The sequence below is a fragment of the Duganella sp. LjRoot269 genome (assembly GCF_964254095.1).
In the GTDB taxonomy this organism is placed as follows: domain Bacteria; phylum Pseudomonadota; class Gammaproteobacteria; order Burkholderiales; family Burkholderiaceae_D; genus Rugamonas; species Rugamonas hordei.
Genome location: NZ_CAXUSL020000001.1, coordinates 2,965,949 through 2,989,164 on the forward strand (window position 1 = coordinate 2,965,949; position 23,216 = coordinate 2,989,164).

Here is a 23,216-nt window from a genome sequence, read left to right on the forward strand (position 1 = left end):
GGCGAGACGCCGCCGCTCAGGCGGCGTCGCGCGGCGCCGGCGCGGCCGGGCCGGCCATTGGCTGGCCGGCCCGCTCCGCCAGCGCCAGCTTGATGCGCCGGCGCAGCCGCGCGGTCTGCGCCTCGAACGGCAGGTGGAATAGGTAGGACAGCAGCACGCACACGGCCAGCATGGCGGCATACACCGCGATGCTGGCCGGTTCGTTGGGCGACAGCAGGGCGCCGCCCCGATAGTCCCACAGCATCCGCAACAGCGGCACATGCAGCACATACAAGGTGAACGAGAAGCCGGCGATGAAGTTGCTGAACGACGCCAGCCGGCGCCTGGCCGGCGTCGCGTCCCGGCGGCCGGCGCTGCACAGGCACAGCAGCAACAGCAGGCTGTAGAACATATCCTGCAGCCAGGAATTCCGGTCCAGGTCGCCATTCTGGCCCAGCAGGCGCAAGAACAGCGCCACCAGCAGCAGCGTCAGCGCGAACAGCCAGCGCTGCGTGCGGCTGGCCTCCAGCCGCACGCGCGAGGCGGCCGCCCCCATCAGCCAGACGGTGAAATACAGCAGGATGTCGGTGCGCAGGCAGGCCGCGATCGACAGCGCCAGCGCGGCCGCGCCCAGCTGGCGGGTGGTGTTCGCGCCCCGCAGGCTCAGCACCAGCAGCGGAAACAGCACGTAGTACCAGGTTTCAAAGGCCAGGCTCCACAGCGGGAAGTTGCCGCCGAACGAGGGCACGGCCATGGTCTGCAGCCCGGCCAGGTTGCCGAGCAGGCTGGTGAGCGACCACGGGTTGGCGGCCGACAGGCTGGGCGCGGCCGGGTCCAGCGCGCCGCTGCCCAGCGCAAGCAGCAACATCAGCAGCATGCCTGGCAGCAGCACGATCCACAGCCGGGTCATGCGGTCGACCGCGTAGTCGCGCAGCGCATGCGGCTGTCCGATGCGGTCGAGCAGGCTGCCGCCGACCAGCCAGCCGCTGATGACGAAGAACACCACCACCGCCTGGTGGGCGAAGCCGGTGGCGAAGGCCAGCGCCTGGTACCACCACGAAGGCGCTGCCAGCGTGCTCAGGCCCGGGAACACCTGCGCGCGCAGGTGGGCGGCGGCCACCTGCAGCGCCGCCAGTCCGCGCAGCAGCGCGATCAGCAGCGACTGCCGGTCCTGCGGCGCCAGCCGGCTTTGCTCCAGCCAGCGCGGGCGCGGCTGGACGACGGCGTCCGCCTCCTGCGCGCGCCCGAGCAGCAGCGTCCTCAGCGTGCAGAACAGGATGCGCAGGTCGCTGCGGAAGCTGCGCTGCTGGACGTAGCGCACATAATAGTCCAGCTTGGCCGGCAGGATCTGCAGCAGATAGGTCTGTTCCGGATCCGCGGCGCGGCGCAGGATCTCGCCCTCGTCGCGGAAGTGCAACGCGGCCCAGTCGGTGATGCCGGGCGCGACCGACAACACGATCTCGCGCGCCTGCGGCGGGTAGTGGGCCACGTAGCGCGGCACCTCGGGCCGCGGTCCTACCAGGCTCATCTGGCCCAGCAGCACGTTGACCAACTGCGGCAGCTCGTCCAGCTTGTGCCGCCGCAGCAGCGCGCCGGCGCGGGTGGCGCGGGGATCGTCGGCCAGCGACAGCTGCCCCACATCCTCGGCCGCCGCCTGCATCGTACGGAATTTATAGATGTTGAACGGCACGCCGTGGCGGCCAACGCGGCGCTGGCGGAACAGCACCGGGCCGGGCGTGTCCCACTTGATCCAGGCCGCCAGCAGCAGCAGCAGCGGGGCCAGCAGCAGCAGCCCGGCCAGCGCGGCGGCGATATCGAACAGGCGTTTGGCTAGCATAGCAACTCCTTCAGCGCGGCGATCACGCGGCTCTGGTCGGCGTCGCGCATGCGGGTGTACAGCGGCAGCGTCAGCAGCGACTGGTAGCTGGCGTCGGCCTGCGGGAACTGTTCGGGACGCAGGGCGTAGCGCTCGCGCCAGTAGGGCTGGCGGTGCAGCGGAATGTAGTGCACGCTGGTGCCGATGCCGCGTTCGGCCAGCAGCTCGATCAGGCGGTCGCGCGCCAGCGGCGCGGCGGCCGTCAGGCGCACCGGGTACAGATGCCAGGCGTGCTGGCAGCCGGGGCCGGCGTCCGGCGGCAGCCGCAGCGGCAGCCCGCGCAAGCCCTCGGCGTAGCCGCGCGCCAGCGCCTGGCGCCGCTGGAGGAAACGCTCGATCTTGCGCAGCTGCTCGCGGCCGATGGCGGCGGCGATGTCGGTCAGGTTGTATTTGTAACCGGGCGCGACCACCTGGTAGAACCAGGCCGGGCGCGGCGACGTGTAGCGGTCGAACGCATCCTCGCTGATGCCGTGCAGGCGCATGACCTTGACGCGGCGGCACAGCGCCGGGTCGCGGCTGACCACCATGCCGCCCTCGCCGGTGGTCATGGTCTTGTTGGCGTAGAAGCTGAACACGGCGGCGTCGCTGTCGAGCGTGCCGACCAGGCGCCCGCGGTGGATGGTGGGGAAGGCGTGCGCGGCGTCCTCGACCACGCGCAGGCCATGGCGCCGCGCCAGCGCCAGGATGGCGTCCATGTCGCAGGCCAGGCCGCCGTAGTGGACCGGGATGATGGCGCGCGTGCGCGGCGTGACGGCGGCGGCGATCGCGGGCGGGCTGATGCACAGCGTGGCGTCGTCGACGTCGACGCAGACCGGCTCGGCGCCCAGGTAGCGCACCACCTCGGCGGTGGCGGTGAAGGTCATGGTGGGCACGATGACCTCGTCGCCGGGGCCGATGCCGAGCGCCTCCAGCGCCAGATGCAGGCCGGCGGTGGCGGAGTTGACGGCGATGGCGCTGACCCCGCCGCCCAGCCAGGCGGCGAAGTCCTGCTCGAACTGCCTGCTGACGGGGCCGCTGGTGATCCAGCCGGAACGCAGGCAATCGAGCACGGCGTCGGCCTCTTCCTGGCCCAGGTCCGGCAGCGCGAAGGGCAGGAAGTCGCGCGCCGGCGCGGCCGGGGCGGGTAGCTGCGGATGGGACGGTTTCATGGCGGTCTCCTGGAGGGCTGGCGGGTTTGGTCGCTGTGCGCGCCGCAGGCGGACAGGAAGCGGTCGGCCAGCAGCGCATAGTTGAGGTGGGTGCGCGCGTGCTCGGCGCCGCGCCGGCCCAGCAGCGCGCGCTCCGAGCCGGTCATGGCGGCCAGCCGGGCGATGGCGGCGGCCAGCGCGGCCGGATCTTCGGGCGGCACGCTGAGGCCGCAGCCGGCCTCGGCTACCGGGTCGTTGCCGGCCTCGACCGCATGGACCACCGGCCGCGCCGCCATCATGTAGTCGCCCAGCTTGTTGGGCGCGATGCCGTAGCGGTACAGCGGCTGGCGTCGCCAGCCGAGGTAGGCGATGTCGAAGCGCGCCAGCAGCGCCGGCATGTGCTGCTTGGCCAGCGGCGCCAGGAAATGCACCTCGCGCAGGCCGGCCGCCGCGGCCCGGCGCCGCAGCGCTTCCTTGTCCGGCCCGGCGCCCGCCAGCACGAAGGACAGCGGCCGTCCGCGCAGCAGCGCGGCCGCGTCGAGCAGCGTGCCGAGCGCGTTGGCCAGGCCATGGCTGCCGGCATAGCCGACCACCAGCCGGCCGCGCGCGCGCAGGCCGTCCAGCAGCGCGGCGGCCGGCGCCGGCAGCGGCGCGGCGTTGGCCTCCCACTCGGCCAGCGCGACGCCGTTCGGCACCACGTGCAGCTTGTGCGGCGCCATGCCGCGCGCGGCCATGTGCGAGGCGACCTTGGGCAGGATCGAGATCACGGCGTCGGCGTGGCGGTAGGCGTAGTCCTCGGCCGCCTGCATCAGCAGGATGAACGGGTGCCAGCGCGGCATGCCGCCCAGCTCCATCGGCGACAGCGGCCACAGGTCGTGCACCTCGAACGCCAGCCGCGCGCCGGCCAGCGCGGCGATGCGGTGCGCCGGCCAGATGTCGGCCGGGTAGGTGCTGGAGGCGATTACCAGGTCGGGCCGGAAGTCCCGCGCCAGCGGCCGCGCGCCGCGGTACAGCGCGGCGACGAAGGCCGCCATATTGGCCGCCCGGCCCAGGCCGTTGCCGTGGTAGCCGGGTGTCGCATGCCAGCGGTAGTGGATGCCGTCGATGATCTCGTCCAGCACGGGGCGCCCGCCCAGCACCGGCGCGCGGGCGCGCAGATGCGAGGTGGCCGAGGCGACGATGCGCACGCTGTGCCCGGCGCGCACCCATTCGCGGGCCAGGTAGTAGGGCCGGTATTCCATGCCGTGGCGCACCGAGCCGGCGTAGTGGTTGATGAGCAGGATGTTCATCGGGTCACCAGCGCCAGGCTTCGAGCACGCGCCGCAGGTTGTGGCCGCTGCTGGCGACCCAGTTGGTGCGCCATTGCACCGGGTGGGTCAGCAGGCAGATGCGGCGATGGCGGCCCAGCGCCTGCTGCGGCGGCATCGGATGGAAATATTGCGGGTGCGGCCGGTCGCTGATGTAGAGGTCGAAGCTGTCCATCAGCGCGGCGTCGTAGCATTCGGCGGCGATGCCGCAGCGCCGGCGCAGCGCCGGGTCGTCCAGCAGTTCGCAGTTGCTCATGCCGAGGCGGCGGTTGGCGAAATCGCCGTGGCTGGCGACCGTCAGCAGCTTGCTGCCCAGCTGTTGCTCGATGCGGTGGAAATTGCCCTCGAACTCGCGGCGGATGTCGGCCATGCGCGCGCGCACCGTCGCCGGCGCCTTCAGGTTGGCGCGCTTGGCGTAGGTGGCGATCTCCTCGTAGTGGTAGCTGGCCTCGCTGCCGTAGCGCTCGATCTCGCGCATCAGCTCGAAGTCCAGCGTCGACAGCCGGAAGTAATAGCTGGCGCGCACGCCGTGCTTGCGCTCGAGCGCGAACATGCGGCGGGCGGTGGCCAGGTCGGTGTCGATGTCGTGGCGGTGCACCAGCACCGGACGGTCGCCGCCGGCTTCCCCCTGGCGCAGCGTTTCCAGCCACGAGCGCACCGACGTCTGCCGGTAGCCGGCCCGCCGCGCCTGCCGCAGCAGCGCCTCGTAGTGATGCAGCCGCGACGGCATCAGGTAGTCGCTGTAGATGCGGTGGGCGATGGTCTTGATGGCACTCTTCATAGCAGGCTGTAGCGCGCGCGGTAGGGGACGAAGCCGAGCATGGTCTTGAAATGGCGCATCCCGGCCTGGGCGCCGAAGAAGGTGTCGTACATCAGGTAGTCCGGCCCGCCGCCGGCCTGCCGCTCGAGCAGCAGCAGGGCGACGATGTCGGTCACCATCAGGTGCATGACGCCGTCGTTGTTGCGGTAGCCCATCAGCTGGGAAAAGGCGGCGAAATTGCCGTAGCGGCCGACATTGCTGTAGGCCATCAGCTTGCCGAACTTGTTGAACACGCCGTAGTAGCGGAAATTGCACTGCGTGTCGTAGTGCAGCTTCTTTTCGCGGTAGTTGGCGTCCATCGGCCGGCCCTGGCGGGTGGCCAGGCTGGTGTTGATATCGTGGATCTCGTCGATGTGCGCGTTGCGGTCGATCTCGGCCAGCCTGTAGCCGCGCCGCCTGGCCTTGCTGGCGTAGCCGGCGCCGCCGTGCTGGCCGGTCAGGCTGTCCAGGTAGGCGGTCGGGCAGGCGTGGCGGCGCAGGTCGATCAGCGCGACGCCGAGCTGCTTGTGGCCAAACACCTTGTACCTGGGATGCGGACGGGTGAAGTTGCGATGGGTTTCCCTGACGTCTTCCGGATTGAGACTGGTGTCGAAACAAAGGCTGGCCACGGGCAGTCTGGCTACGTCCAGGATCAACTGGCAATGGCGGGTGAGCGTGGTTAACATGTAAGCCCCTCAATGGATGGAGTAGTGGATGACATAGGGCTGGAAGCCCAGCTTCTTTTTAAATTCCCGCAAGCCGGGCTTGGCCCCCAGGTAGGTGTCGTACATGAAGTAGTTGTAGCGGCCGTCGTCGATCAGGCGGCAGGCGATGTCCGCCAGCAGCAGATACATGACGCCGCTGCTGTTCTTGTAGCCCAGCAGGCGGTCGGTGGCGGCAAAGTCGCCATAAATGCCGACGTCGCAATAAGCGGCAAGCCGGCGGTCACGGTCGAGCACGCCGAAGTAGCGGAAGCTGTCGACGGCGAAATAGCGCTCTATCTTGTCGGCGTACGCCGGATCCATCGGCCGGCCCTGGCGCTCGGCCAGCGAGGTGTTGATGCGGTGGATGTCGTCGACGTAGTCGTTGCGGTCGATTTCCTCGACGCTGTAGCCGCGCCGGCGCGCGCGCCGGCTCTGGTAGCCGGCATTGTCCTTGTGGCGCAGCGCGTGCAGGTAGTCGGCGCCGCTGGCGTAGGCGCGCAGGTCGATCAGCGCGATGCCCAGCGTCTTGTGCCGCACCAGCCGGTAGCGCGGATGCGGCATGGTGAACAGCGCGTGGGTGCGTTGTATCAGCGCCGGATTGAGCGCGGCGTCGAAGCGCAGCCGGGCACGCGGCAGGCGGGCGATGTCGCCGATCAGGCGCAGATGGTCAAAGAGATTCATAGAAGCGCAGCAGCTTGATCGATTCGCTGCCCCAGTTGTAGCGCGTCCGCACCGCCGCGCGGCCGTTCTCGCCCATGCGGCGGGCGACGTCCGGATGGCCGGCCAGGTAGTCGATGGCGGTGGCGATCGCGGCCGGGTCGTGCGGATCGACGCAGACGCCGCAGCCATTGCCCTCGACGATGCCGCGCCACAGGGGGAAATCGGAGGCGATCACCGGGATGCCGGCCGCCATGTACTCGAACATCTTGACCGGCAGCGCGTCCAGGTGGTTGGGCGTGGGGTGCAGCGTGACCAGGCCGGCGCGCGAGGCGGCCAGCATGGCGCCGACGCCGGCGCGGTCGAGCAGGCCGGCCGCGTCGATGCGGCTCCATCCCGGCAGGGCCCGCATCCGCGCGGCCAGCGCCGGTTCGCCGAAACTGCCGGCCAGGCGCACCCGCACCGGCGTGCGCAGCAGCTCGCAGGCGCGCACCAGCTCGGCGATGCCGCGGATCGCGCTCAGCCCACCGACGTAGCACACCTGCAGCGGCTTGTGCTCCCAGCCGGGATCGGCGCTGAACTCGTCGGACAGCGGGAAGTTGTTGATGTCTATCGTGCTGCGGTTGATCAGCGAAAACTTGTCGCGGATGGTGGGCGTGGCGGCGATCACGCCGTCGAGCAGGCGGCAGGCATGGTGCTCGAAGCGGGCGTAGGCGGCGGCCAGCAGCCGCCGCGACGACGGCCCCAGGTAGGGCTTGCCCAGCAGCTGCAGCGGCACGTCCTCGTGGGCGTCGAAGATGACCTTGTGGCCGCGCAGCTTGAGCAGCAGCGCGGCCGGCAGCAGTTCCGGATCGTGCAGCTGGACGATGTCGGCGCGCAGCCGCAGCGCCAGGCGGTAGACGCGGTGCGTGCCCGACAGCATGCGGTCGAGCCGGCCGCTGGTGGCGCCGGCGTCGAGGATACGCACGCCGTGGCGGTAGTCGTTGCCATGGCCGTCGGCCACCACCAGCGCGACCTGGTGGCCGTGCTCGGCCAGGGTGCGGCATTGCTTGCCGAAGATGCGGCTGTCGTAGCGCGGATGGGCCGAGGTCAGGTGGGCGATGCTAAGCATGGCCTTCTCCACGGCGGTAGCGGGCGTAGGCGCCCAGCGCGGCGCCGATCTGCATGTCGCTGAAGAAGTGCGACAGGCACAGCAGCATCAGGGTCATCGCCAGCAGGCTCCAGGCCAGCACGAACGGCGGGCGGCGGTTGGCGCGCTCGCCCAGCGCATAGGCGTGCAGCGCCATCTGGCACAGCGGGTAGATCAGCAGCAGCAGCAGCGCGGCAAAACCCAGCAGGCCCAGGTCGACCCAGGCCGACAGCACGTTGTGCGCATACAGCCCGACCTGGTAGCTGGCGTAGTCGCCCAGCAGCGGATGCCGGGCGATGGTGGCCAGCGCCTGCAGCGTCAGCTCGTGGCGCATGCTGGCCGAGCTCGACTGCGACAGGTCCAGCAGCTCCAGCGTGCGGTTGCTGGGCACGACGGCCAGGATGTCCCGCAGGTTGAACTGGATCAGCGCGGCGGCGCCGATGAAGGCGGCCAGCATCAGCAGGCGGTGGCGCGCCGTGTGCAGCTCGATCAACGGGACCAGGAACAGCAGCGCGCCGAACTCGCTGCGGGCGGTGTTGATGTAGAGCGTGGGCAGGCCCAGCGCGTACAGCGCCCAGCGCAGGCTGCGCTGCGGCGTGCAGGCCAGCATCACGGCCAGCGGCAGCAGGTAGGAGCGGGAGAAACCCTGGTAGGTGGCGACGCTGTCCGGATCGCGGGCGGCGCCCAGCGCGGCCAGGTAGAACGCGCCGTCGACCGAGTACGCGAACACGATGCAGGACATGCCGGCCAGGCTGGCGAGCTGGGTCCAGCGGAAGCGGCGGCTGTCGAAATCGAGCGAGGTGAAGATGACGAACAGGTTGAACAGGTAGACCAGGGCCAGCACGTGATGGCTGGTGATGACCGGGTTGGCGCCGGCGGCGTTGCAGGCGACGATGGCGGCGAAGTAGGCCAGGAAGGCGAGGAAGGCGGCGTCCACGCGGGGCAGCTGGTAGTGCCGCACCTGCAGCCGGCGCAGATAGGACAGCAGCAGCGGCGGCAGCATCAGCAGCGAGATGACGGCGAAATAGCCGCCCAGGTAGGCGCGTATCAGGCCCAGCCCCAGCAGCGTCTGGTAGAAGAAGAAGCCGGGGAACAGCAGGAAGAAGGCCAGTTCCGCATAGCCGGGACCGAGCAGGCCGGCGCGCGCCGGCGCGCGTGCCGGGGCAGGGGCGCGAGCCGGGCCGCGCTGCCGCCCCCGCGCGGGGAAGCCGGCCGCCGGCGATTCAGCCTGCCGCATGAAGCCTCCTCCCCGGGACATCGCGGTTCAGCGCGTAGCGGTAGGACATCTGCAGGTACAGCAGGTACAGCAGCGAGTAGCCGACCGTGTAGGCCAGCACGCTTTGCTTGAGCGTCAGCGGCGCGGCAAACGCGGCGATGGTCATGGCGAACAGGGCGACCTGCCAGACCAGCTCGATCTTTTGCCGGCCGGCGACGAAGAACACGTAGCTGAGCGGGCTGGCGATAAAGTTGAGGAAATACAGCGGCGCCAGGATCTGCGCCAGTTCGCCGGCGCCGCGCCAGGCCGGGCCGAAGACAAAGCTGAACAGCGCCGGCGAGGCCAGCAACAGCACCAGCGATGGCAGGCAGCCCAGCAGCAGCAGCACGCGCAGCGCGTGCAGGTAGGCCGGGCGGCAATTGCCGTCGTTCTGGAACTGGCGCACCGATTCGCGCTTGAACACTTCCAGCACCGAGGCGGCCAGCAGCGAGATCGGCGCCGCCAGCACGCGCAGCGTCAGCGCGTACAGGCCGGCGGCCAGCGCGCCGTGGCGCGCGCCGATGATCAGCAGCGGCAGCTGGCCGACGGCGGCGTTGAGCAGATTGGCCGGCAATGAAAAATGCCAGAACGCGCGGTGCTTGATCAGGTAGCGCCGCTGCAGCGGCGTCGGCCGCCAGCCCGCCATCCAGTGCCGCCACCTGGCGTGCGGCGATGGCGGGGCGGACGGCGCGGCCCATGGCGCGGTCGACGGCGACGGCGGCGCCAGCAGGCGGCGCGCGGCCAGCAGCCCCAGGGCCAGCCCGGCCAGGTGGCCGGCCAGCAGCGCGGCGGCGCCGGCGCCGGCCAGCAGCAGGCAGAGCTGGCCGGCGGCGATGCCGCCCGCCGCCCACACCTTGGCCTTGGCCGCCGCGCCGAAGGCGTTATGCGACGCCGCATAGGCCAGCGTGGTCTGCATGACCGCCGTCAGCCAGGCCGCCGCGCCCAGCGTCAGCACGCCCAGCCATGACATGCCGGTCCAGCCGGCCAGCCTGGCGATGGCGGCGCCCAGCGTCAGCAGCACCGCCAGCCAGCCGGCCGACCACGCCACCACGCCGAAGCAGATGCGCTGCCGGGGCCGCCGGTGATCGATGATCATCGCGTTTTCCATCCGCAGCGTGGCCGCCACGGCGGCGATGGCCACCACGCCGTACCAGACGCCGAACGCGCCCAGGTCCTGCGGCCGGCACCAGCGGGTGATCAGCGGCGCGGCCAGGATGGGCAGGGCCTGCGCCGCCAGCGATCCGCTGAGCACAGTCAGCAGGTGTTGCCAGAAGGGCGGCAGGGGCGGCAGGCTAGGCATGATGGCCCGCTGATTTATCGGCGGCCAGCACGGTGGCCGCTACTTTTTCGGCGTCGGCCAGGGACAGGTAGGGTCCCATCGGCAGGCTCAGCACATACTGCGACAGCAGCTCGGCAACCGGGCAATCGGCGTCGTCGAAGCCGGCATAGGCGGGCTGGCGGTGGATCGGCACGGGGTAGTGCACCGCGCTCGGTATGCCGGCCTGCTGCAGCGCCGCCTGCACCACGGCGCGCCGCCTGGGCAGGATGGTGTACTGCGCATAGGCGCTGCTGCGGTCGGCCGCCGGCGCGAAGGTGGCGACGCGGCCGGCGAACAGGCGCTCGTAGCAGGCGGCCACGCGCTGCCGCAGCGCCAGCTCCTCGTCGAACACGGCCAGCTTGGCCAGCACCACGGCGCACTGCAGCGTGTCCATGCGGCCGCCGACGCCGATGCGCGTGTGCCGGTAGCGCTGCGACTGGCCGTGCACGCGGATCTCGCGCATCGCCTGCGCCAGCTCGTCGTCGCTGGTGAAGGCCGCGCCGCCGTCGCCGTAGCAGCCCAGCGGCTTGCTGGGGAAGAAGCTGGTGCAGCCGATGGTCGACAGGTTGCCGCTGCGCCGGCCGCGATAGCTGGCGCCGAAGCTCTGCGCCGCGTCCTCGATCACGGCCAGGCCGTGCGCCTGCGCCAGGTCGTTGATGGCGTCCATGTCCGCCGGCTGGCCGTACAGCGACACCGGCATGATGGCGCGGGTGCGCTTGCTCAGGCGCGCCGCGATCAGCGCCGGATCGATGTTGGCGCTGCCGCGCTCGACGTCGACGAACACCGGCCGCGCGCCCAGCAGCACGATCGCCTCCGCCGTCGCGATGAACGAAAACGGCGTGGTGACGATCTCGTCGCCCGGCCGCACGCCCAGCGCCATCATCGCGATCAGCAGCGCCTCGGTGCCCGAGGCCGCCGTCACGCAATGGCGCGCGCCGCTCCACGCGGCCAGCCGCTGCTCCAGTTCGGCCACTTCCGGCCCCATGATGTACTGGCCGTGATCGAGCACGCGCTGCATGGCGCCGCCGATATCCTCACGCAGGCGCTGGTATTGCGCTTTCAGGTCGATGAATTCCACGATGCTCTCCTTATTCCGCCGACAGCAGGGTGCAGACGCCGCCGCTGACGGCATACACGTCGCCCGTATGCGGGCACACGGCCCGGCCTTCGCCTTCCTCTGGCAGCGCCAGCCGCTCGCCGTGGCGGCTGATCCAGCCGATGCGCCGCGCCGGCACGCCGGCCATCAGCGCGAAATCGGGCACGTCGCGGGTGGCGACGGCGCCGGCGGCGAGGAAGGCATAGCTGCCGATGGTCACGCCGCAGACGATGGTGGCGTTGGCGCCGATGGTGGCGCCGCGGCGCACCAGCGTGGGCCGGTATTCGTCCTTGCGCACCACCGCCGCGCGCGGATTGTGGACATTGGTGAACACCATGCTCGGGCCGCAGAACACGTCGTCCTCGATGGTGACCGCGTCGTACACCGAGACGTTGTTCTGGATCTTGACGTTGTCGCCGATCACGACATCGTTGCCGACGTAGACGTTCTGCCCCAGCGAGCAGCAGGCGCCGATGCGCGCGCCGCCGCACACGTGGCTGAAGTGCCAGATGCGGGTGGCGGGGCCGATGACGGCGCCGGCGTCGACCACGGCGCTCGGATGGATGGTGTGCTGCGGCTGCAAGAGGGCGTTGCGGGACATGCGATTCTCCTTGGTTGTATCCTTGGTTGAACGGCGGATGGTCGGGCATCAGTAATCGAGCGGCAGCGCCACGCGGCGGCCGTCGCGGGCGGAGCGGTAGGCGGCGATCAGCACTTCCAGCGACTTCAGGCCTTCGCGGCCGTCCGTCTCCGGCTCGGCCTCGCCGCGCAGCACCTTGAGCACGTTGTCGTAGTACAGCGGATGGCCGTAGCCGTAGACCGAAGTGGTGACGTAGCTGGCGTCCTTGACGCGCTCGTCGTCCTCGTCCGGCTCGGCGAAGTCCCATTGCTGCACTTCGTTGACGGCCACGCCGCCGATGCGCGCCGTGCCCTTTTCGCCGAGGATGGTGATGCTGCCTTCGAGGTTGTGCGGATAGGCCAGCATCGTCACGTTCATCGAGCCGAGCGCGCCGTTGCGCCAGCGCAGGCTGATGACACCGGTGTCCTCGACCTCGATGTCGCGCGCCAGTGTGGCCGTGTAGGCCTGCAGGCTTTCCACCGGGCCGACGATCCAGTCGATCAGGTCGACGTAGTGGCTGGCCTGGTTCATGAACGCGCCGCCGTCGAATTCCCAGGTGCCGCGCCAGGCCGCGCTGTTGTAATAGGCTTGCGGCCGGGTCCAGAACACGTTCAGCGTCACCATGTAGATGCGGCCGAAGCGCTTCTTGTCGACCGCGCGCTTGAGCAGCTGCAGCGTGGCGTTGCGGCGGTTCTGCTTGACCACGAACATGCGCACGCCGGCCGCGTCGCAGGCGGCGACCATGCGCTTGGCGTCTTCCCAGCGGGTGGCCATCGGCTTTTCGGTGATCACGTGGCGGCTGGCGCGGGCGATCTGCACCGCCTGCTCCGGATGCAGGCCGGAGGGCGTGGTGATGATGCAGGCGTCGATGTCCGCCGTAGCCAGCATCTGCTGCAGGCTGGCGAACGGCGCCGCCCCGGTGTGTTCGGCGGCCCGCTCCAGCGCGGCGGGATCGACGTCGCACACGGCGTCGAGCGTGCAGCGCTCGCCATGCTGGCGCAGCGCGGAGAAATGGTTTTGCGCGATGCGGCCGCAGCCCACCAGGGCGAAGCGCATCTTGCGGTCGGTAACGGCGGGTGCGAACTGGCGCATGGTGCGGTTCTCCTCGGGGTGATGGGATGGATGTCAGGACGTCTGCGCCAGCTGCGCCATCGCCCGCAGCGCCTCGTCGGCGCCGGCGGGCGCGCCGGTTTGCGGCGTGAACTCGGACATGATGGTCTTCAGCATGGCTTCGATCAGCCAGCGGTCGTTGGTATCGCAGGCCACCAGCAGCAATTCGATGTACTGCTCCAGCAGCGCCGGCGGCAGCGCCCGTTCCTTCATGCGCAGGATGCGCGGATGCTCGCTGGGCACGGCGTCCTGCTCGGTCAGCAGCTCCTCCTGCAGTTTCTCGCCGGGGACCAGGCCGACGTACTGGATTTCGATGTCGCCGTGCGGATACTGGGCGGTCTTCTCGGTCAGGCCGGCCAGCGCGATCATGCTGCGCGCCAGGTCGACGATGCGGATCGGCCGGCCCATGTCGAGCACGAACACCTCGCCGCCCTCGGCCATCGCGCCGGCCTGGATCACCAGCTGCGCCGCCTCCGGGATCAGCATGAAGTAGCGCTCCATGCCGGCGTCGGTCACGGTCAGCGGGCCGCCTTGCTGCAACTGGCGGCGGAACAGCGGCACCACCGAGCCGGAGGAACCCAGCACGTTGCCGAAGCGCACCATGCTGAACACGGTGCGGCCGCCGTCGCGCGCGGCCGTCTGCGCCGCCGCCTGGAACACCAGCTCGGACAGCCGCTTGCTGGCACCCATGATGGTGCTGGGACGCACCGCCTTGTCGCTGGAAACGAGCACGCAGGTCTCGACCAGGTATTTGTCGGCGATGCGCGCGACGTTGCGCGCGCCCAGCACGTTGTTGCGCAGGCCCTCGACCACATTGGTCTCGACCAGGTTCACATGCTTGTAGGCGGCGGCGTGATAAATGGTGTCGATGCTGTCCTCCTGCATGATGCGGTCGAGCAGCCGCTCGTTGCACACCGATCCCAGGTGCGCGCGCAGCTGCAGCTGCGGCCATTGCGCCATCAGCTCCTGGCGTATGGTGTACAGCGAGAACTCGCAATGGTCCAGCAGGTGCAGGCGGCGCGGACCCAGGCTGGCGATCTGGCGGCACAACTCGCTGCCGATGGAGCCGCCGGCGCCGGTCACCAGCACGCTCCTGGCGCGCACGCAGCGGCCGAACAGCGCGCTGTCCGGCGGCACCGGCGGCCGCCCCAGCAACTGCTCCAGCGGAAACTCGAAGCTGGCGCTGCGCGGCGCCTGGCGGCGCCACGCGTGGTCGGCCAGGTCCAGCAGGCCATGCAGGAACTTGACGCTGACGCCGCTGGTGCGCACCATGCGCAGCACGGCGCCGAGCCGCTCGCCGGAAATGTCGGGCAGGGCGATGACGATCAGGCTGATCGACGCGGCGGCCACCGTCTCGGCCAGCTGCTGCGGCGGCAGCACGCGCAGGCCGGCGATGGTGTGCGGCGCGCGGCCGTGCTTCTCGTCGAAAAAGCAGATCGGGCTATAGCGGCTGTCGGCGCGCATGGCTTGCGCCAGGCGCGCGCCGGCGTCGCCGGCGCCGTAGATGGCGACCGCTTCGCGCGCCTGTGGCGGCGGCCCGCTCAGGCGCTGCAGCAGGCTGCACACCGCCACCCGCGAGGCCACCAGGTAGGCCAGTGCGACAAACCAGTAGGTCACCAGCGCGCCGGCCGGGTAGTGCGTGGCCTGATCGAGCGTCAGCAGATGGATGCACAGCACGGCGATCGCCATGCCGAAGGCCGCGCGGGCCAGCATGCGCTGCTCAAGGTAGCGCAGCACCGCGCCGTACAGGTCGGACATCGCCAGCGCCGCCGCCGACACGGCCGACAACAGCAGCGTTGCGGACAGCGGCGCCAGGGGCGAGGAGCGCATCAGCATCGCCAGCTCCACGCACAACGGCAGTGCCAGGCAATCGGCACCCAGCATCACGGCGCTTTTGCCGCGCCGACTCATGGCGATGGCTTTTTCGCTGAGACGGCGGGCAAGGCAGGCAGTACGTGAGGCTAAATAAAACATGATGCGCAATACCTTCATGAAGCAATCTGGCTGATTGCCCGGTGCGGGCACCCGGCATGCGTTGATTGTCTTCTGACCAGCGTAGTGCGGCTTGACTGCGATCAAACTGCGCGGCGGAGCTTATCCTGGCGGCTTGACATCTATTTCTTGTTGATATTTGTTTCTGGAATTTAGTTACGCGGCTTGATCAAATACACGCAGCGGCGCGCGCCATTGAGCATGTGTTCGACGCGGCCCACCGAGCACTCCGGCCCCAGCACGCGCTGGAACACGTCGAGCTCCGAGCGGCAGAACTTCTGGCACTGGCGCGCGGCGGCGCAGATCGGACAATGGTTCTCCACCAGCAGCAGGCTGCCATCGTCCTGCGCCTGCACTTCCGCCATGTAGCCTTCGCTGGTGCGCGCCTGCGCCAGCGCCGCCACCCGTTGCGGCAGCGCGCGCACGCCTTGCAGATGCTGGCGGTATTGCTGTTCGCTGGCGGCCTCGCGCGCGACGATCAATTTCTCCAGGCCCGCGTCGCCGAACAGGCCGCGCACCTGGTCGATCAGCTGCACCGTCAGGTCGGCGTGGCGATCGGGGAAGCGCGCGTGGCCCGCCTCGGTCAGCAGCCAGCGGCGCGACGGGCGGCCCGGCTTGTCGGCCACGTCCTCGTAGCCGACCATGCCTTTTTCCTGCCACGCTTCGAGCTGCCGGCGCGCGCCCATCGAGGTCAGGTCCATCAGGCCGGCCAGCTGTTGCGCGGTCTGCGGCCCGCGCGTCTTCAACAGGAACAGCGTTTGTTCGGCGGTGTTCATGGCAGCGCGCCCTCCAGCCTGGCGTTCATGCTGGCGTGCCAGCTTTGCATGCGCCACGCCGACCACGCGGTCAGCAGCGCGCCCAGCACCAGGATCAAACGGGTGTCGATCAGCGTCAGCACCGCGCCGGCCAGCGCCATCAGGATATTGGCCAGGCAGAAGGTGGTGGAGATCAGTCCCATGACGGCGCCCTGGCCGTGCGCGCCGAAGCGCTCGGCGCACCAGTTGGGCACGATGGCGTTGTAGCAGGAGTGCGGCACGCCGAACAGGATGATGGCGGCGATGCCGACCCAGGCGTTGCTGGCCGCCAGCAGCGCGATCAGCGTAGCGGTGACGATGGCGAAGCGGCGCGCCCGCAGCAGCGGCTCCCCCTGGAACGGACGGCCGGCGAACAGGGTGGTGGTGGTCATCACCGCGCACAGGGCGGCGGTGGTCCAGGCGATGCCCCGTGCGCCGTAACCGGGCACCTCCACCAGCCACAGCGGATAGAACTCGTAGAACGCCGTCACGCCGCAGGTATAGGCCAGCGTGACGATGAACAGGTTGCGCAGGTCCGGCTCGCGCAGCAGGTTCAGCGCGTGGCGGTCGCGCGCCACCTGCCACCACGAGGTGGTCGCCTGCGACGGCGTTTCGTGCGGCAGCACGGCGGCCACCAGCACCGCCACCAGCAGCAGCGCGGCCACGGCGACCCAGAACGGCATCGTGATGCCCCAGGCCAGCGTGACGCCGGCCAGCAGCGGGCCGGCCAGCCAGCCCATATAAAAGGCGCCGTTCAGCCACGACAGGGCCTTGCGCCGCAGGTCGCCGTCGAGGCGGTCGGCCAGCATCGCGCGCGCCACCGAGCCGTTGCCCTCGAGCAGACCGGTGGCGAAGCGGGCGACGATAAACAGCGGATAGGATTCCAGCAGCAGCGCGACGGCCGTCACCGCGTGGCCGATGGCGGCGCCGACGGCGGTCACCAGCAGCACCGGGCGGCGGCCGTAGCGGTCCGACATCGGTCCGAGCAGGGCGGAGCCGATCAGCAGGCCGAGCGGATTGATCGTCAGCGCCAGGCCGAACAGCAGCTTGGGCGGCAGGCCGAGGAACTGGTTCAAGCCGTTGCTGACGCCGGCGGCGAACAGCGGCGGCAGAATCGGATACGGCAGCGCCGCGCCTATCGTGGACAGCAGGGCCAGCAGGCAGGCGGCGCCGATCAGCAGGGGTGTTTTCATGGGTGGCATTCAACGAATCGAGTAACGCTACTGTAGGCGGATCTCATTATTAAGTAAACAAAAATGTTTACTTATGCTGCCGCGTCGGCAGCGCGCATGTATGATGGCGGCTCTGTCGTCAACTTTGCAATCCGCCCGAAACAAGATGAAGAATTGGTTTGCCGGCCGCCGTGGCGCGTACTTCTTTCTGCTGCTGGGCATAGGCCTGATGATGCTGTACGTCGCGCTGGAGCGGAACTTTCCGGATGCCGGGCAGCTGCAGTCAGCCACCGGCCGCGTCGCCTCGGCCCACCCGGCGCAGGGCGGCCTGTACTTCGCCCTCGCCGGCGAGCCGCGCCAGTTCGTGGTGTACGTCAAGGGCGATAGCGATGGCCGACTGCGGCAGGCGATCGGCGACGCCGAGGCCGGGTCGTATCCGGTCACCGTACTCCTGCACCCGGGCCAGTCGGCCTCGCCCGGTTTTTTGCAGGGCAGGTACTACACGGTGTATGGCGTGTCGGTCGGCGGCAAGGAAGTCTCCAGCCTGGCCACCGTGCGGGGCAGCTACCGCCGCGACAACCTGATCGCGCTGGTCCTGGGCGTGCTGTTCGCGGCCTACGGCGGCCGCCTGGTCTACAACCTCAGGAACCTGGCTGAACCTGCGCCAGCGCCTCAATATCGCCGGAAACGATAAGCGCCAGGTTGGCCGTGATCCGTTCGACCGGCCAGTCCCACCAGGCGATCGCCTGCAGCCGCGCCGCGGCTTCCGGCGCGAAGCGCTCCTTGATCTGCCTGGCCGGATTGCCGCCGACGACGGTGTACGGGGCGACGTCGCCGGTGACCACGGAGCGCGACGAGACGATGGCGCCGTCGCCGATATGCACGCCCGGCATGATCAAGGCGTCGTAGCCTATCCAGACGTCGTTGCCGACCACCGTGTCGCCCTTGTACGGCAGCTCGCCCGGCGCCGGCATCGCCTGCTCCCAGCCGTTGCCGAAGATCTGGAACGGATAGGTCGAGATGCCCGACATTTTGTGGTTGGCGCCGTTCATGATGAACTTGACGCCGCGCGCCAGCGCGCAGAACTTGCCGATCACGAGCTTGTCGCCGATGAAGGGGAAGTGGTACAGCACGTTGCGCTCGAAGTTTTCCGGGTCTTCCGGATCGTCGTAGTAAGTGTAGTCGCCGATGACGATGTTCGGATTGCGTACGATGTTCTTGATGTAGCAGACCTGCGGGAAGCCCGGCATCGGGTGCGGATCGTCCGGCGACGGGCCGTTCACGACACGTCTCCCTGGCGGCGGAAGGCGATCCAGCCGGCGATCAGCGTGAAGCTGGCGACGATCGCCACCACCACCCAGAACCCCTCCGGCTCCTGCGCCAGCGGAATGCCGCCCACGTTCATGCCGAGCAGGCCGGCGATGATGTTGATCGGCAGGGCCAGCACCGTCACCACGGTCAGCACGAACAGGCTGCGGTTGTTGCCTTCGTTGACCAGCGCCGCGATCTCCTCCTGTATCAGCTTGATGCGCTCCTGCAGCGAGGCCATGTCCGCCAGCACCATCGAGAATTCCTCGGTCGACTGGCGCAGTTCCTGGGCGTCGATCTCGGCGACCCAGGCCGGCGGCCGTTGCAGCAACCGGAACAGCGCCGCCGGCTCCGGCGCCAGCAGGCGTTGCAGGCGCACCAGCACGCGCCGCAGCGCGCCCAGGCTGGCGCGCTTGGTGTTGAGCTTGCCGGCCAGCAGATTGTCTTCGATGTCGTCCACCGTGGCGATCGAGTCGCGGACGATCTTGATCAGCGCGTCGGCCTGGTCGCGCAGCAGGTGGATCAGCAGTTCGACCGACGAGCGTATCGGCTCGCCGTTGCGTACCGCGTTGCGCAGGCTGTCGACCGCCTTCAGCGGCTTGCGCCGGGCGCTGATGACGATCTGCTTGTCGACGCTGAGCCATAGCGTGGAAATGTCCGATGGCTCGAACGAAAAATCGTGCAGCACGTCGTTGACCACGGCCACCAGCGTGTTGTCGGCCAGCTCAATGCGGGTCGAGCGCGGGCCTTCGTGCAGGCTTTCATAGAATTCCTCGGGCAACGAGGTGTGTTCGTGCAGCCACTTCTCGCTGGCCGTGTTGGCCAGGTTGTAGTGCAGCCAGACGAATTCGCCCGGATGCTGCTCGCGGTTCTTCAGCCACAGGCAGGCCTGGTCGGTATCCAGCGGCACGCCCTTGCCGTCCGGTGTGCGGCCGAACACGTAGCCGCAGACCATGCCCGCTTGGTCGGATCCGTAGGACTGAGGCGCATTCTGCATTCGTTTTCTCCATGGTGGTCGCGGGCATCAGGATAGCAAATTACGCTACCATAGGGTGAGATCCTGACCGGGAGATTTGTTATGCATACCGATTTGCCGCCGCGCCTGGCCGTCTTTGTCGACGGCATGGACCGCCTGCTGGCGCAGGGCGCCGCCGAGCCGCGCATCGTCGAGGAGGGCGGTGCGCTGCTGCGCGCCTTGCTGGCGCATGACGACTGGCTGCCCGATGCGATGGCGCAGCCCGATCCGCAGTTCTACCGCCAGTACCTGCTGTACCTCGATCCGGCCGCGCGCTATTCGGTCGCCAGCTTTGTCTGGGGACCGGGCCAGCGCACGCCTGTGCACGATCATACGGTGTGGGGATTGGTCGGCATCCTGCGCGGAGCCGAGATCGCGCAGGCCTACCGGCGCGGGGCCGGCGGCGCCATGGTGGCGGACGGCGCGCCGCTGCGGCTGGAACAGGGGCAGATGAGCGCGGTATCGCCGGCGCTGGGCGACATCCACGAAGTGCGCAACGCCTATGACGACAGGGTGTCGGTCGGCGTGCACGTGTACGGCGGGGACATCGGCGCCATCGATCGCTCCGTGTATGCGCCCGATGGCGCCGTCAAACCGTTCCGATCGGGCTACGCCAACCGCTAGAGCGGCGGATTAAACCAGCAAGGCGGCGTTCATCTCGACGGCGTCGTTCTCGGCTTCGGCCAGCATGTCGGCCAGCTTCTGTTCGTCGATGAACAGGTCGATGGCCGAATCGGAATGCGGCGGCAGGTCGCGCTGCGGTTCCTGCAGCGGCGACTTCACCGGCGTCAGGTGGTTGGCCAGCAGCAGCGTGTCGAGCAGCGTATCGGGCGGGATCGACATGAAGCTGTCGCGCAGGCCCTCGATCGCCTCGGCCACCGGCTCGGGGATGCACAGCTTGCGCATCACTTCGCGGGTGATGATTTCTTCGCTGGCCGAGTGCCAGTTTTCCGGATCCTCTTCCAGCAGCCCCGGGAATTCGTCGGCGCGCGACAGCAGGTAGAAGCCGCCCACCTCGTGCACGATGGCGGCGAACAGCGCGGTGTCCGGATTCACGCCGGTGACCTGGCGCGCGATGATGCGCGACAGCGCCGCCACGGCGATGGTGTGGTCCCACAGCTGTTCGGCCTTGAGGCGCAGCGCCGGATCGGAGATCTTGCTGCCGAACTGGCGCACCACCATGGCGGCGGCCAGCGCGAACAGGTTCTGGTAGCCGATGCGCATGATGGCGCCGCGCACGTTGGTGATGGTCGGCGCGCCGGCGCGGTTGAACATGGCGGAATTGGCGATGGCGACGGTGCGCGCCGCCAGCAGCGGCTCGGCCAGCACCAGGCTGATCGCCTTGTCGACCGGGCACTCCGGATCGTCCAACGCCAATTGAACGCGCAGTGCCGCGTTTACGCTGGTTGGGAATACCAGTTCGCCACGAATGGCCAGGGCCGCGATATGGCCGAATGCTTCGAGTTTATTCATGATGAAAATTATACGCACCCGCCGCTGCAATCTCAACGCCATGTAGGCGTGATAGCGGATTCAATGTCAGATTAGAGGCGGCGATGCCACAGTATCGCGCCGATGCTGGTGCCGGTGCGCGCGGATAGCAATGATCCGCGGCCGAAAGCGCCGTGCGGCGCAAGGAGGAAACCGGTCGCGGCGCCATCGATGGCGCCGCGACCGGGGTTAAGCTTGGACTGTCGTCAGGCGTTTGCCAGCTGCGGACGGCGCTGGGCGCCGCCGGTGTTGTAGCGGCTCACCGACAGGTCGTCGGCCAGGATCGCCGGGCGGCGCGCCGAGATCAGGTCCGACAGCAGCTGCGCCGAACCGCAGGACATGGTCCAGCCCAGGGTGCCGTGGCCGGTGTTGATGAACAGGTTGCGCAGGCCGGTGCGGCCGACGATAGGCGTGCCGTCCGGCGTCATCGGACGCAGGCCGGTCCAGAAGCTGGCTTGCGCGGTGTCGCCGGCGCCGGGGAACAGGTCGTTGACCACCATCTCCAGCGTTTCGCGGCGGCGCGGATTGAGGCGCTTGTCGAAGCCGGCGATTTCGGCCATGCCGCCGACGCGGATGCGGTCGTCGAAGCGGGTCACGGCGATCTTGTAGGTCTCGTCGAGGATGGTCGACACCGGCGCGGCGCCCGCGTTGACGATGGGGACGGTGATCGAGTAGCCCTTGAGCGGATAGACGGGAATCTTGACCAGGTCCTTCAACAGCGTGGTCGAATAGGCGCCCAGCGCCACCACGTAGGAATCGGCGGTCACCAGTTCGGCGCCGCACTGCACGCCTTTGATTTCCTCGCCGGCCGTGGCCAGGCCGGTGATGTCGACGCCGTAGCGGAACTTGACGCCCAGTTCCTCGGCCATCGCGGTCAGGCGGGTGGTGAACAGCTGGCAGTCGCCGGTTTCATCGTTGGGCAGGCGCAGGCCGCCGACCAGCTTGTTCTGGTCCAGGCCCGGTTCGGCGGCAAGCAGTTGTTCGCGGCTCAGCAGTTGATACGGCACGCCGGTTTCTTCCAGCACCTGGATATCCTTGGCGGCGTCGTCCAGCTGCTTTTGCGTGCGGAACAGCTGGGTCGTGCCTTGCTGGCGGCCTTCGTATTCGATGCCGGTGCTGGCGCGCAGCACCTTGAAGCAGTCGCGGCTGTATTCGGCCAGGCGCACCATGCGCTCTTTATTAGTGGCGTAACGTTCGGCGGTGCAGTTTTGCAGCATCTGCCACATCCACTCCAGCTGGAACATCGTGCCGTCGGGCGTGATCGACAGCGGCGCGTGACGCTGCAGCATCCATTTCATCGCTTTCAGCGGGATGCCGGGCGCGGCCCAGGGGGAGGCGTAGCCGGGCGAGATCTGGCCGGCGTTGGCGAAGCTGGTTTCCAGCGCGGGACCGGGCTGACGGTCGAGCACGGTCACATCGTGGCCGGCCTTGGCCAGATAATAGGCGCTGGTGACGCCGATAACACCGCTACCCAAGATCACAACACGCATCTCATCCCCCAATTATTGAACCTGCCAGATATTCCGCTATGGTATGCTTGTATCACTAGTATTTGTTACTATATAACTTGATAAATTCAGTGGATATTCATGCGAATTCAAAAAGAATCGGTCCGCAGCCTGGACAAGCTGGACAGGAAGATATTGCAGATCCTGCAAGCCGATGGCCGGATCTCGATGAAAGACCTGAGCGAGCAGGTCGGTTTGTCGATCACGCCGGCGATCGAGCGGGTCAAGCGCATGGAGCGCGACGGCGTGATCACCGGCTACCACGCGCGCATCGATCCGCCTTCGCTGGGGGCCAAGCTGCTGGTGTTTGTCGAGATCACGCTGAACCAGAAATCGGGGCCGGTGTTCGAACAATTCCGGCGCGAGGTGCTGCGGATACCGGAGGTGCAGGAGTGCCACCTGGTGTCGGGCGACTTCGACTACCTGATCAAGGCGCGCATCCACGAAATGGCCGAGTACCGCAAGCTGCTGGGCGACATGCTGCTCAGCCTGCCAGGGGCGGCGCAGTCGAAAAGCTATGTCGTGATGGAGGAGATCAAGGAGACGCTGATTTTGTCTACCGAGGTGGTGCAGGGCTGATATGGATCAGCATGCGCTACTTGCGGGCGCTCTCGGAAGGAGGACAATAACGGGATGCTTGGGGGACCATTATGATTTCTCTCGATACACTCAGCTATGCGAAGCGCCTGGAATCCGCAGGCGTGCCGACCGGACAGGCGGAAGCCCACGCCATGGCGCTTGCAGACATACTAGTGACGCAAGCGGCCAGCAAATCCGATCTGGCTGCGTTTGAGGAGCGTCTTCGGCTCTTTATAAATCAGCAGTTGGCGGAGCAGAAGGCGGAAATATTGAAGTGGATATTTGCTTCGGCGGTCGGACAAGCCAGTCTGATCCTGGTCGCGATCCGCTACATGCCTCATTGAACCGATGCTTCAGTTAGAATGCCATAATGGCATTAAA

23 protein-coding genes are annotated in these 23,216 nt (G+C 68.4%); 4 read left to right on the plus strand and 19 right to left on the minus strand.

What is annotated here, in order from left to right; genetic code table 11:
• Window positions 1-16: 16 nt before the first annotated feature.
• From ACSQ3S_RS13335 to ACSQ3S_RS13405, 15 genes are all read right to left on the minus strand, one after another.
• Window positions 17-1,816: a sugar transferase gene (locus ACSQ3S_RS13335; protein WP_436142656.1), complete on the minus strand. Its 1,800-nt coding sequence runs from the start codon at window positions 1,814-1,816 to the stop codon at window positions 17-19.
• Entirely contained in the window at window positions 1,810-3,003 is a 1,194-nt protein-coding gene (locus ACSQ3S_RS13340) for a DegT/DnrJ/EryC1/StrS family aminotransferase (RefSeq protein ID WP_436142657.1), read from the minus strand. Before ACSQ3S_RS13340 ends, ACSQ3S_RS13335 begins: the two co-directional genes overlap by 7 nt.
• The gene (locus ACSQ3S_RS13345; RefSeq protein WP_436142658.1) at window positions 3,000-4,271 is read right to left on the minus strand and encodes a glycosyltransferase family 4 protein; all 1,272 of its coding nucleotides are present in this window, start codon (window positions 4,269-4,271) and stop codon (window positions 3,000-3,002) included. Before ACSQ3S_RS13345 ends, ACSQ3S_RS13340 begins: the two co-directional genes overlap by 4 nt.
• Window positions 4,272-4,275: 4 nt before the next feature.
• Complete coding sequence (locus tag ACSQ3S_RS13350; protein ID WP_436142659.1) at window positions 4,276-5,070, minus strand: hypothetical protein; 795 nt, start codon at window positions 5,068-5,070, stop codon at window positions 4,276-4,278.
• Entirely contained in the window at window positions 5,067-5,774 is a 708-nt protein-coding gene (locus ACSQ3S_RS13355; protein WP_436142660.1) for a hypothetical protein, read from the minus strand. The genes ACSQ3S_RS13350 and ACSQ3S_RS13355 overlap by 4 nt, the downstream gene beginning before the upstream one ends.
• Window positions 5,775-5,783: 9 nt before the next feature.
• Window positions 5,784-6,473: a hypothetical protein gene (locus tag ACSQ3S_RS13360; protein ID WP_436142661.1), complete on the minus strand. Its 690-nt coding sequence runs from the start codon at window positions 6,471-6,473 to the stop codon at window positions 5,784-5,786.
• The gene (locus ACSQ3S_RS13365; RefSeq protein ID WP_436142662.1) at window positions 6,460-7,560 is read right to left on the minus strand and encodes a glycosyltransferase family 4 protein; all 1,101 of its coding nucleotides are present in this window, start codon (window positions 7,558-7,560) and stop codon (window positions 6,460-6,462) included. Before ACSQ3S_RS13365 ends, ACSQ3S_RS13360 begins: the two co-directional genes overlap by 14 nt.
• A complete protein-coding gene (locus ACSQ3S_RS13370) occupies window positions 7,553-8,815 on the minus strand; it encodes a hypothetical protein (protein ID WP_436142663.1) in 1,263 nt (420 codons plus the stop codon). The genes ACSQ3S_RS13365 and ACSQ3S_RS13370 overlap by 8 nt, the downstream gene beginning before the upstream one ends.
• Window positions 8,802-10,133: an oligosaccharide flippase family protein gene (locus ACSQ3S_RS13375; RefSeq protein ID WP_436142664.1), complete on the minus strand. Its 1,332-nt coding sequence runs from the start codon at window positions 10,131-10,133 to the stop codon at window positions 8,802-8,804. Before ACSQ3S_RS13375 ends, ACSQ3S_RS13370 begins: the two co-directional genes overlap by 14 nt.
• Window positions 10,126-11,229 (minus strand): DegT/DnrJ/EryC1/StrS family aminotransferase, encoded by a 1,104-nt coding sequence (locus ACSQ3S_RS13380; protein ID WP_436142665.1) that lies wholly within the window; start codon window positions 11,227-11,229, stop codon window positions 10,126-10,128. Before ACSQ3S_RS13380 ends, ACSQ3S_RS13375 begins: the two co-directional genes overlap by 8 nt.
• Before the next feature lie 10 nt (window positions 11,230-11,239).
• The gene (locus ACSQ3S_RS13385; RefSeq protein WP_436142666.1) at window positions 11,240-11,848 is read right to left on the minus strand and encodes a DapH/DapD/GlmU-related protein; all 609 of its coding nucleotides are present in this window, start codon (window positions 11,846-11,848) and stop codon (window positions 11,240-11,242) included.
• Between the two features lie 48 nt (window positions 11,849-11,896).
• Window positions 11,897-12,958 carry a Gfo/Idh/MocA family protein gene (locus ACSQ3S_RS13390; RefSeq protein ID WP_436142667.1) on the minus strand — a complete coding sequence of 354 codons (1,062 nt, stop codon included), beginning with the start codon at window positions 12,956-12,958 and terminating at the stop codon, window positions 11,897-11,899.
• 33 nt (window positions 12,959-12,991) lie between these two features.
• Entirely contained in the window at window positions 12,992-14,887 is a 1,896-nt protein-coding gene (locus tag ACSQ3S_RS13395) for a polysaccharide biosynthesis protein (RefSeq protein WP_436142668.1), read from the minus strand.
• A gap of 233 nt (window positions 14,888-15,120) precedes the next feature.
• The gene (locus tag ACSQ3S_RS13400; protein WP_436142669.1) at window positions 15,121-15,744 is read right to left on the minus strand and encodes a helix-turn-helix transcriptional regulator; all 624 of its coding nucleotides are present in this window, start codon (window positions 15,742-15,744) and stop codon (window positions 15,121-15,123) included.
• Window positions 15,741-16,955 carry an MFS transporter gene (locus tag ACSQ3S_RS13405; protein WP_436142670.1) on the minus strand — a complete coding sequence of 405 codons (1,215 nt, stop codon included), beginning with the start codon at window positions 16,953-16,955 and terminating at the stop codon, window positions 15,741-15,743. The genes ACSQ3S_RS13400 and ACSQ3S_RS13405 overlap by 4 nt, the downstream gene beginning before the upstream one ends.
• A 145-nt stretch (window positions 16,956-17,100) precedes the next feature.
• Between ACSQ3S_RS13405 and ACSQ3S_RS13410 the strand changes: the two genes are divergently transcribed.
• Window positions 17,101-17,628: a hypothetical protein gene (locus ACSQ3S_RS13410; RefSeq protein ID WP_436142671.1), complete on the plus strand. Its 528-nt coding sequence runs from the start codon at window positions 17,101-17,103 to the stop codon at window positions 17,626-17,628.
• On the opposite strand, the gene ACSQ3S_RS13415 is transcribed toward ACSQ3S_RS13410, so the two are convergent.
• Together ACSQ3S_RS13415 and ACSQ3S_RS13420 are read right to left on the minus strand one after the other, a co-directional pair.
• A complete protein-coding gene (locus ACSQ3S_RS13415) occupies window positions 17,576-18,184 on the minus strand; it encodes a Vat family streptogramin A O-acetyltransferase (protein WP_353404986.1) in 609 nt (202 codons plus the stop codon). The genes ACSQ3S_RS13410 and ACSQ3S_RS13415 overlap by 53 nt on opposite strands.
• Before the next feature lie 29 nt (window positions 18,185-18,213).
• Window positions 18,214-19,239 carry a transporter gene (locus tag ACSQ3S_RS13420; protein ID WP_176654036.1) on the minus strand — a complete coding sequence of 342 codons (1,026 nt, stop codon included), beginning with the start codon at window positions 19,237-19,239 and terminating at the stop codon, window positions 18,214-18,216.
• A gap of 81 nt (window positions 19,240-19,320) precedes the next feature.
• Here ACSQ3S_RS13420 and ACSQ3S_RS13425 point away from each other — a divergent pair, with 81 nt between their 5' ends.
• Window positions 19,321-19,881, plus strand: a complete 561-nt coding sequence (locus ACSQ3S_RS13425; protein ID WP_436142672.1) for a cysteine dioxygenase — start codon at window positions 19,321-19,323, stop codon at window positions 19,879-19,881.
• Window positions 19,882-19,890: 9 nt separating this feature from the next.
• Here the strand turns inward: ACSQ3S_RS13425 and ACSQ3S_RS13430 are convergent, their stop codons facing one another.
• Window positions 19,891-20,730, minus strand: coding sequence for an HDOD domain-containing protein (locus tag ACSQ3S_RS13430; protein ID WP_176654038.1), 840 nt, complete (start codon window positions 20,728-20,730; stop codon window positions 19,891-19,893).
• A 224-nt stretch (window positions 20,731-20,954) separates the two neighbouring features.
• The gene (locus ACSQ3S_RS13435; RefSeq protein ID WP_436142673.1) at window positions 20,955-22,238 is read right to left on the minus strand and encodes a D-amino acid dehydrogenase; all 1,284 of its coding nucleotides are present in this window, start codon (window positions 22,236-22,238) and stop codon (window positions 20,955-20,957) included.
• Window positions 22,239-22,337: 99 nt separating this feature from the next.
• Between ACSQ3S_RS13435 and ACSQ3S_RS13440 the strand changes: the two genes are divergently transcribed.
• Window positions 22,338-22,835: an Lrp/AsnC ligand binding domain-containing protein gene (locus tag ACSQ3S_RS13440; RefSeq protein WP_176654040.1), complete on the plus strand. Its 498-nt coding sequence runs from the start codon at window positions 22,338-22,340 to the stop codon at window positions 22,833-22,835.
• 71 nt (window positions 22,836-22,906) lie between these two features.
• Window positions 22,907-23,179 carry a hypothetical protein gene (locus tag ACSQ3S_RS13445; protein WP_436142674.1) on the plus strand — a complete coding sequence of 91 codons (273 nt, stop codon included), beginning with the start codon at window positions 22,907-22,909 and terminating at the stop codon, window positions 23,177-23,179.
• The last annotated feature ends 37 nt before the right edge of the window (window positions 23,180-23,216 follow it).

What these genes read in the sequence shown, in the direction of transcription:
- ACSQ3S_RS13440 (WP_176654040.1), top strand. Translation starts at nt 22,338, where the DNA reads ATGCGAATTCAAAAAGAATCGGTCCGCAGCCTGGACAAGCTGGACAGG.
- ACSQ3S_RS13335 (WP_436142656.1), bottom strand. Translation starts at nt 1,816, where the DNA reads ATGCTAGCCAAACGCCTGTTCGATATCGCCGCCGCGCTGGCCGGGCTG.
- ACSQ3S_RS13370 (WP_436142663.1), bottom strand. Translation starts at nt 8,815, where the DNA reads ATGCGGCAGGCTGAATCGCCGGCGGCCGGCTTCCCCGCGCGGGGGCGG.
- ACSQ3S_RS13410 (WP_436142671.1), top strand. Translation starts at nt 17,101, where the DNA reads ATGAAGAATTGGTTTGCCGGCCGCCGTGGCGCGTACTTCTTTCTGCTG.
- ACSQ3S_RS13390 (WP_436142667.1), bottom strand. Translation starts at nt 12,958, where the DNA reads ATGCGCCAGTTCGCACCCGCCGTTACCGACCGCAAGATGCGCTTCGCC.
- ACSQ3S_RS13430 (WP_176654038.1), bottom strand. Translation starts at nt 20,730, where the DNA reads ATGAATAAACTCGAAGCATTCGGCCATATCGCGGCCCTGGCCATTCGT.
- ACSQ3S_RS13445 (WP_436142674.1), top strand. Translation starts at nt 22,907, where the DNA reads ATGATTTCTCTCGATACACTCAGCTATGCGAAGCGCCTGGAATCCGCA.
- ACSQ3S_RS13365 (WP_436142662.1), bottom strand. Translation starts at nt 7,560, where the DNA reads ATGCTTAGCATCGCCCACCTGACCTCGGCCCATCCGCGCTACGACAGC.
- ACSQ3S_RS13415 (WP_353404986.1), bottom strand. Translation starts at nt 18,184, where the DNA reads ATGCCGGGCTTCCCGCAGGTCTGCTACATCAAGAACATCGTACGCAAT.
- ACSQ3S_RS13340 (WP_436142657.1), bottom strand. Translation starts at nt 3,003, where the DNA reads ATGAAACCGTCCCATCCGCAGCTACCCGCCCCGGCCGCGCCGGCGCGC.
- ACSQ3S_RS13405 (WP_436142670.1), bottom strand. Translation starts at nt 16,955, where the DNA reads ATGAAAACACCCCTGCTGATCGGCGCCGCCTGCCTGCTGGCCCTGCTG.
- ACSQ3S_RS13375 (WP_436142664.1), bottom strand. Translation starts at nt 10,133, where the DNA reads ATGCCTAGCCTGCCGCCCCTGCCGCCCTTCTGGCAACACCTGCTGACT.
- ACSQ3S_RS13355 (WP_436142660.1), bottom strand. Translation starts at nt 5,774, where the DNA reads ATGTTAACCACGCTCACCCGCCATTGCCAGTTGATCCTGGACGTAGCC.
- ACSQ3S_RS13400 (WP_436142669.1), bottom strand. Translation starts at nt 15,744, where the DNA reads ATGAACACCGCCGAACAAACGCTGTTCCTGTTGAAGACGCGCGGGCCG.
- ACSQ3S_RS13350 (WP_436142659.1), bottom strand. Translation starts at nt 5,070, where the DNA reads ATGAAGAGTGCCATCAAGACCATCGCCCACCGCATCTACAGCGACTAC.
- ACSQ3S_RS13395 (WP_436142668.1), bottom strand. Translation starts at nt 14,887, where the DNA reads ATGAGTCGGCGCGGCAAAAGCGCCGTGATGCTGGGTGCCGATTGCCTG.
- ACSQ3S_RS13425 (WP_436142672.1), top strand. Translation starts at nt 19,321, where the DNA reads ATGCATACCGATTTGCCGCCGCGCCTGGCCGTCTTTGTCGACGGCATG.
- ACSQ3S_RS13435 (WP_436142673.1), bottom strand. Translation starts at nt 22,238, where the DNA reads ATGCGTGTTGTGATCTTGGGTAGCGGTGTTATCGGCGTCACCAGCGCC.
- ACSQ3S_RS13345 (WP_436142658.1), bottom strand. Translation starts at nt 4,271, where the DNA reads ATGAACATCCTGCTCATCAACCACTACGCCGGCTCGGTGCGCCACGGC.
- ACSQ3S_RS13385 (WP_436142666.1), bottom strand. Translation starts at nt 11,848, where the DNA reads ATGTCCCGCAACGCCCTCTTGCAGCCGCAGCACACCATCCATCCGAGC.
- ACSQ3S_RS13420 (WP_176654036.1), bottom strand. Translation starts at nt 19,239, where the DNA reads ATGCAGAATGCGCCTCAGTCCTACGGATCCGACCAAGCGGGCATGGTC.
- ACSQ3S_RS13360 (WP_436142661.1), bottom strand. Translation starts at nt 6,473, where the DNA reads ATGAATCTCTTTGACCATCTGCGCCTGATCGGCGACATCGCCCGCCTG.